General features: G+C 39.2%; 9 protein-coding genes. 2 read left to right on the top strand and 7 right to left on the bottom strand.

All coding sequences use genetic code 11. From position 1 onward, the window contains the following. Positions 1–85: 85 nt before the first annotated feature. The 4 genes from EIY84_RS00625 to tsf form a co-directional block, all read right to left on the bottom strand. The gene (locus EIY84_RS00625; protein WP_164471989.1) at positions 86–3514 is read right to left on the bottom strand and encodes a T9SS type B sorting domain-containing protein; all 3429 of its coding nucleotides are present in this window, start codon (positions 3512–3514) and stop codon (positions 86–88) included. A 301-nt stretch (positions 3515–3815) separates the two neighbouring features. Continuing rightward, the gene (locus tag EIY84_RS00620) at positions 3816–6914 is read right to left on the bottom strand and encodes a T9SS type B sorting domain-containing protein (protein ID WP_124639443.1); all 3099 of its coding nucleotides are present in this window, start codon (positions 6912–6914) and stop codon (positions 3816–3818) included. 125 nt (positions 6915–7039) lie between these two features. Further along, positions 7040–11161, bottom strand: coding sequence for a T9SS type B sorting domain-containing protein (locus EIY84_RS00615; protein ID WP_124639441.1), 4122 nt, complete (start codon positions 11159–11161; stop codon positions 7040–7042). 110 nt (positions 11162–11271) lie between these two features. After that, entirely contained in the window at positions 11272–12093 is an 822-nt protein-coding gene (gene tsf, locus EIY84_RS00610; RefSeq protein WP_124639439.1) for a translation elongation factor Ts, read from the bottom strand. A gap of 145 nt (positions 12094–12238) precedes the next feature. Between tsf and EIY84_RS00605 the strand changes: the two genes are divergently transcribed. After that, positions 12239–12805 carry a DUF6759 domain-containing protein gene (locus EIY84_RS00605; protein WP_124639437.1) on the top strand — a complete coding sequence of 189 codons (567 nt, stop codon included), beginning with the start codon at positions 12239–12241 and terminating at the stop codon, positions 12803–12805. Between the two features lie 53 nt (positions 12806–12858). Here the strand turns inward: EIY84_RS00605 and EIY84_RS00600 are convergent, their stop codons facing one another. The 3 genes from EIY84_RS00600 to gltX all read right to left on the bottom strand — a co-directional run bounded on the left by EIY84_RS00600 (position 12859) and on the right by gltX (position 16629). Continuing rightward, positions 12859–14043: a M20/M25/M40 family metallo-hydrolase gene (locus EIY84_RS00600; protein WP_124639435.1), complete on the bottom strand. Its 1185-nt coding sequence runs from the start codon at positions 14041–14043 to the stop codon at positions 12859–12861. Positions 14044–14112: 69 nt separating this feature from the next. Beyond that, a complete protein-coding gene (locus EIY84_RS00595) occupies positions 14113–15069 on the bottom strand; it encodes an acetyl-CoA carboxylase carboxyltransferase subunit alpha (protein WP_124639433.1) in 957 nt (318 codons plus the stop codon). 48 nt (positions 15070–15117) lie between these two features. Then, positions 15118–16629 carry a glutamate--tRNA ligase gene (gene gltX, locus EIY84_RS00590; RefSeq protein ID WP_124639431.1) on the bottom strand — a complete coding sequence of 504 codons (1512 nt, stop codon included), beginning with the start codon at positions 16627–16629 and terminating at the stop codon, positions 15118–15120. Positions 16630–16717: 88 nt separating this feature from the next. Between gltX and EIY84_RS00585 the strand changes: the two genes are divergently transcribed. Then, entirely contained in the window at positions 16718–17062 is a 345-nt protein-coding gene (locus tag EIY84_RS00585) for a phosphomannose isomerase type II C-terminal cupin domain (protein ID WP_124639428.1), read from the top strand. Positions 17063–17081 lie beyond the last annotated feature (19 nt).

The following is a 17081-nucleotide window of genomic DNA, read 5'->3' as shown; positions in this document are numbered from 1 at the left end:
TATTTTGAATGCCAAAGGTATGATAAATCTATTAAAAAATTGAATTTGTAATTTTCAAGAATCTCATTGACAAAATAAATCAATTTCACTTTCCTTTAAAATAATTATCATTTCTATGCTTCACAAGCAGCCAACTGGTATGTCGGATTTGTATGGAACTGCCCAGTTCTTTCCATTCGATTATGTACCAATAAGTTGCTGTAGGCACAGGCCTTCCGTAGATCCTACCGTCCCAAATAAATCGGTTGGAAGCATTCCCTCTAAAAATTTCGTTTCCATAACGGTCAAAAATTTTCAGTGAAGGATCTGTCTTTTGCAAAAGTGATGAATAGTCTAAAGTTTCATTCACACCATCGCCGTTCGGAGTTATGGCATTGATTAAATTGATGATGGTAAACGGTTTGTTGATGATGTTGCATGCCGTTCTGTCTTTTACATACACCGTATAATTTCCCCAATCCAAATCCAAAAACACATTGGAACTTTGCCAATTTTGTCCATCCAAGGAATATTGATACGGAGGATTCCCACCAATAACTATTACCGTAACATCTCCATCTTTGATGTCTATCGCAGTAATTTCCGGCAACGGAAGTGTCGATACCTCCACCAATTGTTTATACACGCAACCGTTAAAAGTAAGTTCGACCCAATAGTTTCCAGGTCCCACATTGGATATCTGTTGTGTCGTAGCACCCGTACTCCAAAGATAATTTTCAAAACCCGAACCGGCATCCAAGTCGGTTTTCTCATTCGAACAGATCACTTTATCGAGCAGAACATCCGATTTTTTAGGGGTTTTGATGTCGAGCTGAAGTGTGGCTATATTTGGACAGAGTCCCGTTTTCGTAAACCGAATAAATACAGAGGTCAACCCGTTAATGACCGTCTGACTGCTGATGGGATTTGTGCCCAATTGAGCGTTATTTAGGGTAGAAAAAAATTGTGGAATTACCGAAGAATCTGTGGTAAAAAGTTGGATATAATCGTTAAGATTCACCGATTTGGTACCGTCAAAATTATCATCACAAATTGTTTGTGTAGCCAAAGACTGAGTTAAAGCTACCTTTGCACCTATCGTAAAATTCAAAGCTTTAATCACTGCAGGACAGCCATCCGGAGAATCGACTCTGATGTAGATGGTTGTTGCTGTGCCAAAAGACCAATTATTCGGAAGCGTATTGTTATTTCCGGCGTTAGCATCGACCAGATTGGCATAGTATCTTACATTGGTAAAATAGGTTGGATTGTTCAATACCTGAGTGGTAATGGTGTTCAAGTTCACCTCTGCATCGCCATCAAAATCATCATCACAAAAAACACCGTTGTAGTTAGAAACAACAGCCAAGTTAAATAAATTCAAGGTAATTTGCGCAATGGATTTGCAACCGCTTGCATTTTTGACCACAACAAAAACTTGCGTTCCGTGAGGTGCCGAATAATTGGTAAAACCGTTAATTAAAGCCGCGGGATTTTCATTTTGAGCATCGGCCAAGGTGGGATAGTAAGAATAGGTCACAGGATTGGCAGATGTAACTACCGCATTGCTAAGATTAAAAACTCCAAAACCGTTGTTATTACAGACTTGCAGCGATGCATTATTCACCACAATCTGTTGAATATGAATGGTGACCGTTACCGTTTCGCATTCTGGAAACTCGGCATGGTCTCCACAAAAAGTATAGGAAAATGTATCGGTTGCCACACTGTTGGGCGTATTTGGTGTGTAAATGATCTGTCCGGTTGTAGGATTTACAACTGCCGTACCTAAAGTGGGCTGACCAACAACCGACACCGACGACGGAAGGATTGACTGCGGAATGCTTGGTGACGATAAAACCGGAAGTATGGTTTGTGGTGTGCAAATGGAATATACCGCTGTAGAATTCAGTAAACATTTTTGAACTTTAAATTTTTCAGTAACCAAAGGTGCACACGATCCCATAACTACTGAAGCCGTATAATTCCCAGGTACGGTCGGGGAAAAAGTAGGACTATTAGCACCAGGTATTGCTTGACCATTCAGAAACCATTGGTACTGTTCGTAAACTACGGGATCCACAGAAAGAGTAATTCCCGGAATACAAGTCCCACCGGAAGACAAAATTATGGGCTGAGTGGGAAATCCCGCAAAAAAACCACCGTAACCTACAGCATCCGATCCGGCTGTAATACCGGCTGTAATCGCTTTGGTCGAATTTATGGTTAATGTCCCACTGACATTTGGTATGCCATAAGTAACCCAATTGTTGTTCCCGGTGATGCTAAAAGGTCCAGTTGTTGCCGGTGGCACAACTCCATTGACCGTTACAACTGCATTTTTTTCAGTTACCAAATTCAATTTTGTCGGGATGTTCAGTATTCCGTTTGAATTGGCATTAGAAACCACAAAATTTTCATCGATCAAACCCAACTCGTTTATCTGTTTTGGAAGATAACAATTGAGTGCCGGAATAAAATTAAATCCTCCGGTTGCCGCCTCGGCAGTACCGTCGCTACCGGCAAGCATTTGATAGACATACGCATTTTTACTGGTTTGAATGTACAGATTGTAATGCCCATTCCCTTGAAGCTGATATTTGCTATCGGGAATAACAAAATACTTCCCTGTATTGATGGTCGCCACAGGAACAGTTTCGTTATTCACAAAAATCTGAGTATTGTCTTGGGTAGCCACAACTATTGCTCCTTCCATATTGGATCCCAAAGTTCCATTTCCTTTCACCAAGATAAACTCATCTCCCAACTGATTGACCGGCACCGATTGATCCATCAAAATGTCCGAGCTGGAAGTAATGTTACCTGCATATTGCCCGTTAAAATTACCATTAGTGACATTGACTGGTTTTGTAGATTGAATTTTTGCCCCGATAAAAGCATCCGTGTTTTGGGACAGATTAGCCAAACCATCAATAATGTACGACTGCCCTTTGTTTAGGTTAAAAGTAATCGTAGGTTGTGTTGCACCGCTAATTCCGTTGGAAAACAGTACGGCAGGACTGTAACCGGAAATCGTAACCTGAGTATTGTCTTCCGTTGCCAAAATACCGGTCATAAAGTTAAGGTAAGGACTCACAGGATCCGTTGTCACCGGCATCATGGCTGCATAAAACAGAGTGCCGGTTGAGGGAATCCCTTTTGAAGTGATGATTTCGGCATGATTATAGACCGAAAACCTAAGGTTGGCATAATAGGTAAAATCCGCTTCCAGATAGAGGCCTTTTGAAGTGGGCGTAAACAAATCGTTCTGGTTTGTGGTAATAATAAAATCCCTTGGCACATTGTATTTTTGAGGATTTCCTTTACTGATTGTTACGCTTGCAATCTGAACATTGTTGTTGAAAATCTTTACCGGAAAAGGCGTTGTCCTGTTGGTTGACAGGTATAAAGTCTGATGTTGGAATGGATTTCCGGTCCTATCCACCATGGGAGCAAACCAATGCTTTCTATCCAACTGTGCAAAAGTTAGACAAGATAACAACATAAAAAAACAAAGGAAATACAGTTTTCTCATATTCAATAGGTTTCAAACAAATTTATAAATAAATATTGTCTTTATATTAAGAGCCCGTTTAAATTTTACCAAAATAATAGTTCGGTAATTTCTAATCTTTCTTATCTGCCTTTTTATATTCTATTTAGCATATTTTGTATTTTAAATTTTTGTTTTAGCCCACTAAAACTTCAATTTTATAACTCAAAATCCATCTAAATATCGGTATAAAAAAATCCAGATATAAAATTTAAACATCCTCTAAAATAATAAAAAAAGCACAGCCAAATTGACTGTGCTTTCGTATTAATAGTAAGAAGTATTAAAAATTCTTCAACAAGATCCATCCAGAATAGTTCACCAAAGTTTGGTTCGCATCTCTTTCATTCCAAGTAACATGATACCAATATGTACCGGTATTCAATCTCTTACCTTGGAATTTACCATCCCAATGGTAGTTACTTGCTTTGTCCAGCGTAGCAATCTTTTTACCATAACGGTCGTAGATTACAAAAGAGAAATTGTCTTTATAAGCCAACTCTGTATAATCGATGTAATCGTTCACACCATCGTTGTTCGGTGTAATTGCATTGATGAAATTCGGTACGGTTACTTGGATCATGATCGGCTCACAATCAAAAGCATCTTTTACATAGAATTTATTTTCACCTCTTGGCAATCCTGTAAATACATTGGACGCTTGCCAATTGATACCGTCTAGTGAATATTGGTACGGAGCTTGACCGTTTGTTACCGTAAGTGTCACGGTATTGTTGGTAATATCCACCTGAGAGATGATAGGTTTCGGAGCTTCCAAAACTCTAACAAATTGTTTTGTATTACAACCGTCATGAGATAGAGTTACAAAATAATCTCCTACTGGCATATTCGAGATGGACTGCGTAGTCGCACCATTGCTCCACAAATAAGCCGTATATCCAGGACCTGCATCCAAAGTTGTCGTATCTTCGATACAAATGTATTTATCCACCAATAAGGCTGATGGTTTTGGCTTGATGACAAACAAGGTCACTTTTACCACTCGATAGCATTGGTTATCGTTGATTACCCTTACATAAACTGCACCATCGCCACTGATGTATGCTGTTGGATTGTTGATGGCATTTGTTCCATTACCCACTGCTGTAGCATCGGCCAAAGTTGGATAATATTTTTTAGTTACAGGTGCCGTTGTCGTGATATTGGCCGTTGTTAGGTCAAAAGAAGCTTTGGTATTGTCATTATCCAAGAAGCATGATGAAATTGTTACCGGAGTAACTTCTGGCAGAGGATAGAATTCTAGTTTGATTGTTGTATCATCAGAACAACCCTCTGGTGTTTCAATTTTCACATAAATCGTCGTTGGTCCAGAAACATAATTTGTTGGATTGGCTATTTGATTGGTTCCAGCAGTTAGATCTGCCATGGTTTTGAAATATTTCTTGGTATGATTTCCCGGATAGGTAGTCACAACTGCTGAAGTCAGATCAAACTCTGCCGTTTGAGCATCGTTGTTGTTACATGCTTTAATGGTTGGCGTTAAAGTTTCCAACTGTACCACATTAATGTTTACTGTAACTTGCATTGAATCGAAAAACTCAGGCGCATTTCCTTGGAATTCATACACAAATGTATCCGGTCCTAAATAACCTGGAGTTGGGGTATAAGTAATGGTTCCATTGGCATTTACAACAGCTGTACCGTGTGCCGGTTGAGTAGTAATAACTACAGATCCTGGATTAACCGTTTGTGTTGAAATTGTCCCTGCAAATGATGGCGTAAACATTGCCGATCCGCAAACATTAACATTTATTGTTTTTTGAATTGTACACGAGAAAACTTTAAAAATAGGAGTCGTTTTGGGTGTACAGTTTCCAACATTTACCGTACAGGTATAATTGCCCGGTTGCATTGGAGTATAAGTATGTGTATTGGCTCCTGGTATTGGATTTCCATTTAGATTCCATTGATAATAATCAAAACCTTCTGGTACTTCCAAAACAATCCCCGGAATACATTCGCCAGACATTTTAGTAATTACCGGAATGGTAGAAACCCCTGCAAAATATCCTCCATAACCTGAAGTTCCGGATCCTGCAGAGATACCCGCTGTTACTGCGCTGGTCGAGTTCACCACAATCGTTCCTTGAACATTAGGTACAGAGTAAGTTACCCAAGCAGCATTTCCTGTCAAAGGAAAAGGTCCACTTAATGTCAACGGTGTACCGTTGCTGGTTGCTGTTACTGTCGCACCTGTTTCAGTTACGATATTTAGTTTCGTAGGCACAACTCCAGGGTTCAAGTTAATATTTCCTAGTTCATCGATTTTCTTTGGTAGGAAACAGTTCAACGGCGGTATGTAGTTAAACCCTTCCGTTGCGTTACTATCCGACTGTCCACCAATTAATTGATACACATAAACATTTTTGGTGGTATGGATGTACATATTGTAGTGTCCAGATCCGGCTTGGTTGATGTACTTTGTTTCTGGGATTCTATAATACTGACCTGTATTCAGAGTAGCTAAAGGAGTCGTTTCGTCGTTCACAAAAAGTTGGGTGTTGTCTTCGGTTGCAACGACCATTGCTCCTTCCATGGTTTCACCAATATTACCATTTCCTTTGATCATGGCAAAGGTATCTCCCAATCTGTTGGTCGGAACCGATTGATCCATGATGATGTCCGAACCTTCAAAATTTCCGGTACTGGCATAGTTACCGTTATAGTTACCGTTGGTTACGGATACCGGTTTGCTGGCAACAATTTTTGCCCCGATAAATGCGTTAAAGTTGTTCCCTGTATTCCAGCCTTCGATAATGTACGAATGTCCTTTATTAAGGGTGAATGTCATTGTTGGTGCTGATGTTCCGTTAGAAAACTGAACAATGGGACTGTATCCAGAAACCGTTACTTGAGTATTGTCTTCCGTAGCCATAATACTAGTCATAAAATTAGCGACAGTCGAATCGTAATACATCTCGGTATTTACGGAGAAAAACTCGTTCCCCAATCCCGCTCTACCTTTCGAGGTAACAATCTCGGCATGGGTGGTACTGGATGTAATACCTAATCTTGCAAAAAATGGACTTGCTCCTTTTACGAAGATCCCCATTTTGCAATTGGTGTTAAAAATTTCTGCTGATGGATTCCCGGTGGTTACAATGTTTGCCTTTGGGATCACTACTGTTTTGGGATTTCCTTTACTCAAACCTGTTACCGTAGCAATAGGTGTTGTAAAATTGGCATTGCTATAGATGTTGACATCAAAAGGAGTGGTAACATCGGTAGATAAATACAAATTTTGGTTGTTGGTCCCAATTGATTGTCTCTCTACCATTGGAGCAAACCAATGGTCGGTATCTCTTTGGGCAAATACCTGCATGGCAACCAAGAGAAAAAATAATAATAAAGATTTTTTCATAATTACTGACTATTAATTTGCCAAATATAACAATAAAAACAAAAAGAACATCTAAAATACACCTGCAAATTTTGACATATATGAAAAAATGTCGAGAAAATCTCGACATTTTATTATTTCAGACATTAATCTCTATTTTTCAATAAGACCCACCCGGAATATTGTTTTTTCTCCTGAGTATCAGGATCTGTCCATTTTAGAAGATACCAATAATTCCCAGTATTCAAGGCTCTTCCGCCCACTTTTCCGTCCCAAATGTAATAATTTCCATGATTTTTGAAAACCGTTTTTCCATAACGATCAACAATTTCTATAGAAACATCTTTCTTAACCCTAAGATCGGAATAGTCCAAAACATCATTGATACCATCTCCATTTGGAGTGATAAAATTTTGCAGATTCAGAACCAAAAACTCCTTAGTTACAGGGTTACAACGATCTGCCGAAAGCACATAAACCTTATGCAAACCTCTGGTTAAGCCCGTAAATACATTGGACGATTGCCAATTCATCCCATCCAAAGAGTATTGGTAAGGTTGCGTACCTCCAGATACATAAATTGTAGCATTAAATCCGCTAACATCTATCTTATCGATCACCGGCATTTCTGCTGCCGTAACATTAACATATTGTCGATAGATACAACCGTTAAAACCTAAATCAACAAAATAATTTCCAACACCAACTGTGACGGACTGTGAAGTCGCACCGTTGCTCCAAAGGTAAGATGTAAATCCGGCTCCCGCATCTAAAAGAGTACTTGCCGAGGCACAAATAACCTTATCCTGCAAGGTGGTTGATGACTTTGGATTGGATAAATTTATTGTCAGCTTCGCCACTTCTGGACAAGCTGTAGCACTGGTAAATCTCACATAAAAAACACCTGAAGCACCAGAAATATTCTGAACAGCAGGAATTGCATTTGTACCAGATTGCGCATTGGCAAGCGATGTGTAAAATGTTAAAGATACCGCAGGATCTATGGTGAAAAAGTTTTTGTAATCGTTAAGACTCACAGATTCTGAACCACTCAAATCGCTATCGCATACCGAAGTTTCTACAATTGCTGTGATTAACTGAACCTTTCCACCAATGCTCAATTGTATCTGACCAATTGCTGGTGGACAGTTCCCGGTTAGCCCATCAACACGAACAAAAACAGTAGTTGTCGCATTAAAAGTCCAGTTGTTTGGCAGCGTATTGTTATTCCCGGCATTGGCATCGCCCACATTTGAATAATACCTAACATTAAACGATGTTGGATTGTTAACAATTTGAGGGGTGATGTTTGTAAAATTCACGGTTACCGACCCGTCTAAATTATCGTCGCAAATTGTACCGTTAAAATTATTGGTGTTGAGGTTAGGAGCAGGAACAGAAGTCACAGACACATTCTGACGATAGACACACCCGTTTTTGGTAAGATCTACAAAATAATTTCCCACCCCAACCGATACGGTTTGAGTTGTAGCCCCCGTACTCCAAAGTACAGCATCAAAGCCCGGTCCTACATCCAAAGTAGCATTGGTATTTGCACAGACCACCTGATTGGTGAGCACAGCAGAAGCCGTTGGTTGTTTCAACTGAATGTTCAACACAACCACCGTTGGACATTCGGAAGCATTTTGCAAACGAATATAAAAAATTCCACCGCCAGCACCTACAATCTGAGTTGCCGCAATCGGATTTTGTCCATTTTGAGCATTTGCCAAAGACTGGTAAAATGTTAGAACGGTATTGGGATCTGTTGTAAATAGGTTTTTATAATCATTCAAATTAACCGTTTCGGAATTATCCAAATTGTTGTCACAAACCGAAGTGGTAGCCTGATTGCTTAGCGTAGGAATTTTCGTTCCGAAGCTGAAATTTATTTGCCCAAAAACCGTAGGACAAGAATTCCCTGCCAAACCTTCAACGCGCACAAAAACGGTAGTTGGCATTGTATAGTTCCAATTGACAGGTAACACATTGGCATTGCCAGTTGTTGCATCGGCTTGGTTCAAATAATATTTCACTAAAAATTGCCCGGCATTGTTCACAATTTGTGGCGTAATCGAATTAAAATTAATGGATACACTTCCATCCAAATCATCGTCACAAAATACAGAGTTAAAGTTGGCAGTATTAATATTCGGTTTTGGATTGGTTTCTAAGGTTATCAACACCACTGCCGTACAACCGAATGCTGAAGTTACTTGAGCATGAACATTTCCTGCTGGCCCCGAATATGCTGCAGGTGTAGCAATGGGATTGGTAAGATTGGCATTGGCATAATACTGAATGGTAACTCCGGTGTGGGGTGTTATGTTTGCTGCGGTCAAATCGAAAATTCCATTTCCATTAGCATCTGCACAAGAGGTTAGAGGCCCTGCGTTATTGGTTTTTAGAACATCGATATTCAGCACCACTTTTATATACTGACTTGCTGCCGGATTGCCATTTCCTTCAATATAATAAACAAAAGAATCGGTTGTGTTATTGGTTAAACCCGCATTGGGAGTATAAGAAATGATGCCGGTTGTTGTATTTACCACCGCATTTCCAACGGTAGCCATTCCCACGATTTGAGTTTTTGTCGGATCAATATTTTGTGTTGTATTAATGGTAAATACCGGTGTTATGGATTTCGTTTGACAAGAACCCATGTCGTATGTCACTGTTGGCATTGGCGGACAAGCCGTGTAGGAATAAACATCAGTCAATTTAGATTCACAATTATTTTTGGTCACCAAAACGGTAAAATTTCCCGATCCGTACAACTCAGGATCAATAAAATAATTGGTAGCACCGGGAATAGCAACACCATTTAGATACCATTGGTAAGCGTCAAAAGAATTATCAACTTGCAATTTGACTCCGGAAAAGCAATTTCCAGTTTTAGTTATCGCCGGAACCGAAGAAAAGCCAGCAAAATAACCTCCATAACCTACAGCACCGCTTCCGGCAGCAATACCGGCCGTTACCGATTTTGTAGATTGAACAGAAACATTTCCTGACATATTGGGCACCGAATACGAAACCCAATTCGGATTGCCTGTAACCGGATAAGGCCCATAAGTCAACGGTGGCGTCACTCCATTTACCGTTACCAATGCACCGGTTTGGGTAAGGATATTGAGTTTTGTATTGTAATTATCGTTTCCAATTTGATTGATCAAACCAATTTCTCCAACTGTGTTTGGTAAAAAACAACTAACAGGTGGGATATAATTAAAACCTCCAGTTGCATAATAAGATCCAGTCCCAGCACCTGCTAACAATTGATATACATAGGCATTTTTATTGGTAGAAATGGACATGTTGTAATGGTTATTCCCTTGGTTGATATAATTCACCCCATCAATTAAAGCGTATTCACCTTCGTTCAAGGTGAGGCCATTGTTCACTCCGTTCACGGTAATTTTTGTTCCGTTTTCTGTAGCCACCACCAAAGCAGCTTCCATCCCCGAAGTTTGCGGCCCATTTCCTTTTACCAGTACAAAATCTTTCCCCAAACGATCCACTGGCACAGACTGATCCATCAAAATATCGTTATTGGACGAGTTATAAATGGTGTAGATTCCGTTGAAGTTACCATTGGTAACAGAGATGGGCTTGTTGGCAACAATTTTAGTCCCAACCAACCCCGTAAGATTGGCATTCGCCGAAGAACTTACGACATCTGCAATGTACGACTGCCCACGATTGAGGGTTACGGTCTGGGTTATGGTCGTGCTGCCGTTAGAAAAGACAACCCCGGCATCGTACCCCGACAGAGTAACCGTCGTATTGTCTTCGGTTGCAATAATACCAATCATAGAACTGACATAATACAATGAAGTTGTATTGGGAGCCATGGCTGCATAGAATTTTTTTCCCAAACCGGCCATCCCTTTGGAGGTGATGATTTCGGCATGGTTGGTTACCGAAAAACGATAATTGGCATAGAATTTTTTAGCACCTTTCACATAAAGTCCCATTCCATTGGGTGTGAAAAGATCAACACTATTGGTGGTCACCATATAACTCCCCGGAATATTAACTTTCTGAGGGTTATTTTTACTGATGGTGACGGTAGCAATCTGGATGTTATCGTTATAAACCTCGACCAAAAAGGGAGTTGTTTCGTTGGTTGACAAGTACAAATAACTTTGAAGATTCCCAGCTCCTGCCTGTGCCGACATGGGTGCAAACCAATGTTCGGTATCCAATTGTGCAAAAGAAAAATTAAATAATGATAAAAAAAGCAGTAAAAATAACTTTCTCATTGATGGGTTGTTAAAAAAAATGGGAGACAAATGTAGTTATTAATAATCAAAGACATACAAAAAAACTCCGCAAAATATTGCGGAGTTTGAAATATGTTTTGTAAAAAGTATTACAAGCTAACTCTCTTGAATCCAGCTACTTTAAGATCTGCATTTACAGACTTAACATAATCTGCAACAGAAACAGCGTTATCTTTGATGAATGCTTGGTGTACCAAAGTATTGTCTTTGTAGAATCTTTGCATTTTACCTTTCAAGATGTTTTCGATGATGTTTTCTGGTTTACCTTCTTTAGTAAGCAATTCTCTTTCGATTTCCAATTCTTTTTCAATAATTTCTTGAGAAACCTGAGTTTCGTCCAAAGCGATTGGGTTCATTGCAGCAACTTGCATAGAAACTGCTTTAGCAGCATCTATAGCGCCATCTACATTTGCAGAAAGCGAAGTAATGGACGCGATTTTGTTACCTGCATGGATATAAGCTCCTAGGAAAGGACCTTCGATTCTTTCGAAAGCTCCGATCTCAATTTTCTCACCGATTACGCCAGTTTGCTCGATTAATTTTTCAGCAACTGAAAGTCCGTGGAAGTCAGAAGACAAAAATTCTTCTTTTGTAGCATAAGCCAAAGCTTGCTCTGCTAGTTCGTGAGCCAACTCAACGAATGCATCATTTTTTGCAACGAAGTCAGTCTCGCAGCTTAAAGTTACAATTACACCTGCGGTGTTATCTTGGTTTACTTTTGCAATAACAGCACCTTCAGTAGATTCTCTATCTGCTCTATTTGCAGCTACTTTTTGACCTTTTTTTCTAAGGATCTCAATTGCTTTTTCAAAATCGCCTTCTGCTTCTACTAAAGCTTTTTTGCAGTCCATCATTCCTGCACCTGTCGTGTTTCTTAGTTTGGCTACATCTGCCGCTACTGGTGTGTACATATCTGTTATTTGTTTATTAATTACACTTCATTATTTTACTCAATTTTGAGCGATGCAAAGATAATAATTTTCAAACAAACTAAAAATAATGTTTCTGCGTTATAGAAAAAATATTAATTTCACAACCGCCAAATATTTAATTATTATGAAGAGATGTTTCATTATCTATCTGATTTTCTGCTTTGGGACCATTTCATTCGCCCAGAAAAAAAAGAATATCCCTACAGCAACAAGCCACACCTATGAAGAAGCTATTTCAAGTAACGATACCAAAACCATTGCCGGCTTTATAAAAAACAACCCCGATCACCCCAACCTTGGCGTGTTAAAATCTAAACTAATCGGACTTATCAGTCAAAACACTAGCACATCAACTTCTAGCGAATCTCCTAAAGTAAAAACAGTTCATAATGAAAATATAGTTTTCAAATCTGAAAAAAATGGTAAAACAGTTTCTATGCTCAACAACTTATTCAACCCAGATCCCAGTTCAAAAAGTGCTGTACTTTTGGTTGAAAATAAGTCCAAGTGTAGTTTTGTTTTAAAATTCAGTGGAAACAAAAACTATAAATTGGAAGTCCCAGCAAGAGGAAAAAACTTTATCGAAGTCTCAAAAGGCACCTACACACTAACCACCAATGTTTGCAATGCCATTTATTCTTCCACCAAAACAATTCAAAACAACATCTCTTTGGCGCTGAACGACCGATAATCCTTTCAGAGTTTATAAAACAAAAGCTACCCTTTCTTTAGGATAGCTTTTGTTTATTTCTTAATGATGATTTTCTTTTGGAAAATTTTATCTTTTATTTTCAATCTTCCAATGTATATCCCAGTATCCAAAGCGGTTACATCTATTTGTTTTTGGTTTTGAGATGTCATCACCAACCTACCAGAAGCATCGATCAAGTCGAAAATGAATTGAGCATTGCCAACCTCAACAAAATCAATATTCAATACATTTTGTGTCGGGATTGGATATATTTGAAATTGATCATCTGCCAAAGACGACTCGGAGGTTGCTAAAGTACTTTGTGCTACTGCAAAATGCTGCGCTGCTCCTACAGATGCCATGGCTACATTTTTGACATACACTTTGTCCACATTGGCCAAGGTATCGTTGGCTGAATGTTCCAGATATCCTCTGGTATATTCGTAAAAACCGGTAATAATTTCTCCATTTTGTTCAAAAGGAATATAATCCGAATTGGCAGCAGGGTCGTAAGCGGTTAGCAATGGTGAATACAGCGTGGTGCAATTGGCCAATTGCAAAGTAATGGCTTGGGATGCCGCATTGTTAGACGAAAGCCCACCCATATCTTGGTCACAATAGATGGTATTGTTATTATTTCCTATCTTGCCTCCAACTTGGTCCAAGTTGAAAACCAACTTGATATTCATTTTAGGATTGGTCGCATTCACCACAGAATTTACATAATGGGCACTTCCTTTTAGCCCTTGCTCTTCACCAGAAAAATGAATGAACTTTATCGAATATTCTGTTGGAACATCTTTCAGTATCCTAGCAACTTCCAAAATCGCTGCAGTCCCACTTCCGTTGTCGTCTACACCCGGCCCGTTGATGGTATCAAAATGCCCACAGATAATCACAAAAGTGTTGGGATATGTGGTCCCTGTCTTGGTGATGACCAAATTTTTTGAATTGACCGTAGACATCCCGTTGTTGTAAGAAAAGGCATCTTCGACAATCTGTCCTGCAGAATATCCGAAGTTAAGATACTTGGCTTTTATCCATTGCAAAGCATTTTCATTGGCAACAGTACCTGTTTTTTTTATACCTAAGGCTTCAAACTCTTGCAAAAGAGTATTGACATTGGTCTGTGTCACCTGATTGGCTCTGGTGGAGTAAGCAGGTATGAATGACTGAGCCATCAATCCTATAAAAGATGCTCCCAACAATGATGCTGTAAGTATTTTTTTTAAAATCATTCTCGTTTCGTTGTCTAAAAAAAATGAAAGCCGCCAACAGATGACAGCTTTCTATTTTTAAAATTATTTTTATCCTTTAAATTTTCCCATAGCAATAAACTTCTCTTGCCTTTGAGCTTCCAATTCTTTTCCTGTAAATTTAGAAAAAGCCTTGATGTTTTGTAGTATGGATTGTTTTAGATTTTCATAAGCCACTTCCGGCTCGTAGTGTGCTCCACCAAGAGGTTCTTCGATAATTCCATCGATAAACTTTTCATTCAGAGCATCTTTTGGAGTCAGTTTCAAAGCATTGGCAGCATCTTCTTTATGATTCCAATTCCTCCAAAGGATTGACGAGCACGATTCTGGTGCGATTACGGTGTACCAAGTGTTTTCCAACATGTACACTTTGTTACCAACGCCAATTCCTAAAGCACCACCACTGGCACCTTCACCAATTACATAGCAGAAAATTGGAGTTTTCAGCATGGTCATTTCAAAAATATTTCTTGCAATGGCTTCACCTTGTCCTCTTTCTTCTGCCTCTAGACCTGGATAAGCCCCTGGTGTATCGATTAAAGTTACTACAGGAATGTTAAATTTTTCTGCCAACTTCATCAATCGCAAAGCTTTTCTATAGCCTTCGGGGTTGGACATACCAAAACGACGGAGTTGTCTTTCTTTGGTCGTTCTTCCTTTTTGGGTACCGATGATCATTACGCTTTGTCCATCGATTTTTGCCATACCACCAATCATTGCAGGATCGTCGGCAAAATTTCTATCTCCGTGCATTTCCAAGAACGAATCTTTATCGACAATACCGGCTATAAAGTCAAGTGTATAGGGTCTGTCCGGATGTCTTGATAGTTGTACCCTTTCCCATGGGGTTAGGTTTCCGTAGATTTCTTTTTTCTTTTCAATTATTTTATCTTCAATTTGGCTGCAGGCAAGCTTTACATCTACACCGGCATCTTCTCCCACCAATGAACAAGTTTGGTATTGTTCCATCAATTCTTCAATTGGTTTTTCGAAACTTAAGTATTCCATTTTGTTGTTAGAATTTTAATCCTCAAATGTAAAAAAATTATCCCAATCTTAGTTAATATTCTTTACAGCATTTAAGATTCTGTTCGTACTCTCTTCTTTTCCAAGTATTTCAATAATATCTGGGACATCCGGACCTTTTAATTCGCCCACCAGAGTCAATCGAAGCGGCATCATAACTTTCCCCATGCCCAGTCCTTTGGATTCGGCCAATTGATGTAAGCTTTCTTTGATGTTTTCAGCATCAAATTTTTCTAAAATCGAAATTTTATCGGCAAACTCTGTCAAAACAGCTGGGGTATCTTCATTCCATGCTTTTTTCAGAGCTTTTTCGTCGTAGGAAGTTGGTGCAACAAAGAAAAATTTACCCATTTCGAAAATGTCTTTCGGGAAGGTAGCTCGTTCTTTCATCAACTGAACGATTCTATTTAATTTATCCTCATCATGATTGGACAATTCCGGAACAGAAGCTTTCAACAAGGACACCAATTCGTCATTGGATTTCTGCTGAAGGTATTGATGGTTGAACCATTCTGCTTTTTCTTTGGAAAAACGAGCTCCGGCTTTGTGCACTTTGTTCAGATCAAATTCTTTTGCCATGTCGTCCAATGATAAAATTTCTTTGTCATCGGCAGGACTCCAGCCTAACAAAGCCAAGAAATTAGCAAAAGCTTCGGGCAAATACCCTTGTTCTCTATACCCGTTAGAAACCACACCCGTTTGCGGATCTTTAAAATCTAGTGGGAAAACCGGGAATCCGAATTTGTCCCCGTCTCTTTTGCTTAGTTTTCCTTTTCCTTCAGGTTTTAGGATGAGAGAAAGGTGTGCAAATTCCGGTGCCTCCCAACCCATGGCTTCATACAACAAAACATGAAGTCCCATGGACGGCAACCACTCTTCGCCGCGGATAACATGCGAGATTTTCATTTCGTGATCATCGATAATGTTGGCAAAATGATAGGTTGGCATTCCGTCATTTTTCACCAAGACTTTATCGTCCAAAGTATTGGTATTTACAGAAAATTTTCCACGAATGATGTCTTCCAGATTGAGTACTCTATCAAAAGGCATCTTGAATCTCACTACGAATGGAGTTTTCGACTCTAACAATTCTTGCACCTCAGCTTCTGATAGCGAAATGCTGTTTCTAAGAGCACTTCTGGTTTTATTGTCATAAGAGAAAACTTCGCCTTTCGCTTCGTATTCCGCACGGATGGCGTCCAATTCTTCAGGAGTATCAAATGCGATGTACGCATAATCCGTTTTTAGGATTTGTTCGGTATAACGATCGTAGATATCTCTTCTTTCGCTTTGTCTGTACGGCCCATAAGGTCCACCGTGTTTTGGACTTTCGTCCGGAACAATTCCGAACCATTCCATGGCTTCCATAATGTACTCTTCTGCACCATCTACATATCTGGTCGTATCGGTATCTTCTATCCTAAGTACAAAATCTCCGCCTTTATTTTTAGCAAAAAGATAATCGTAAAGAGCCGTTCTGGCTCCTCCTAAATGCAATGGTCCTGTTGGACTGGGTGCAAATCGCACTCTTACTTTGCTCATTTTATAAATTTTAATCGGCAAATTTAATGAAAAATGAGGTTCTTTTTGCTTTCAATAAATCACTATTTTTGCATTAAAATAAAAAACCATGTTAGAAATAGGAGAAAGACCTTGGGGAAAATACTTTGTATTGGCCGATGAACCTCATTATAAATTAAAAAGAATTGAAGTAAATCCGGGACAAAAACTATCGTATCAATACCACCACAAAAGACAAGAACAATGGACGGTTATCGAAGGAAATGCAACCGTTGTATTGGATGGAAAAGAAATTGCCTTGAACTACGGCGAAAGCATCTTTATCCCATTGGGTGCAAAACACAGAATGATGAATCTTTCTGACAAGCCCGTTGTTTTTATAGAAGTACAAACGGGTACTTATTTCGGGGAAGATGATATTGTGAGGTTGGAAGACGATTACGACAGAAATTAATCCATTCTGAAATAATAAG

It is taken from the genome of Amniculibacterium aquaticum, from assembly GCF_003852705.1.
GTDB lineage: Bacteria > Bacteroidota > Bacteroidia > Flavobacteriales > Weeksellaceae > Amniculibacterium > Amniculibacterium aquaticum.
Note: the sequence above shows the minus strand (reverse complement) of the source record. Positions and strands in the feature narration are given on the sequence as shown.

What these genes read in the sequence shown, in the direction of transcription:
- EIY84_RS00620 (WP_124639443.1), bottom strand. Translation starts at nt 6,914, where the DNA reads ATGAAAAAATCTTTATTATTATTTTTTCTCTTGGTTGCCATGCAGGTA.
- EIY84_RS00600 (WP_124639435.1), bottom strand. Translation starts at nt 14,043, where the DNA reads ATGATTTTAAAAAAAATACTTACAGCATCATTGTTGGGAGCATCTTTT.
- gltX (WP_124639431.1), bottom strand. Translation starts at nt 16,629, where the DNA reads ATGAGCAAAGTAAGAGTGCGATTTGCACCCAGTCCAACAGGACCATTG.
- EIY84_RS00625 (WP_164471989.1), bottom strand. Translation starts at nt 3,514, where the DNA reads ATGAGAAAACTGTATTTCCTTTGTTTTTTTATGTTGTTATCTTGTCTA.
- tsf (WP_124639439.1), bottom strand. Translation starts at nt 12,093, where the DNA reads ATGTACACACCAGTAGCGGCAGATGTAGCCAAACTAAGAAACACGACA.
- EIY84_RS00595 (WP_124639433.1), bottom strand. Translation starts at nt 15,069, where the DNA reads ATGGAATACTTAAGTTTCGAAAAACCAATTGAAGAATTGATGGAACAA.
- EIY84_RS00585 (WP_124639428.1), top strand. Translation starts at nt 16,718, where the DNA reads ATGTTAGAAATAGGAGAAAGACCTTGGGGAAAATACTTTGTATTGGCC.
- EIY84_RS00605 (WP_124639437.1), top strand. Translation starts at nt 12,239, where the DNA reads ATGAAGAGATGTTTCATTATCTATCTGATTTTCTGCTTTGGGACCATT.
- EIY84_RS00615 (WP_124639441.1), bottom strand. Translation starts at nt 11,161, where the DNA reads ATGAGAAAGTTATTTTTACTGCTTTTTTTATCATTATTTAATTTTTCT.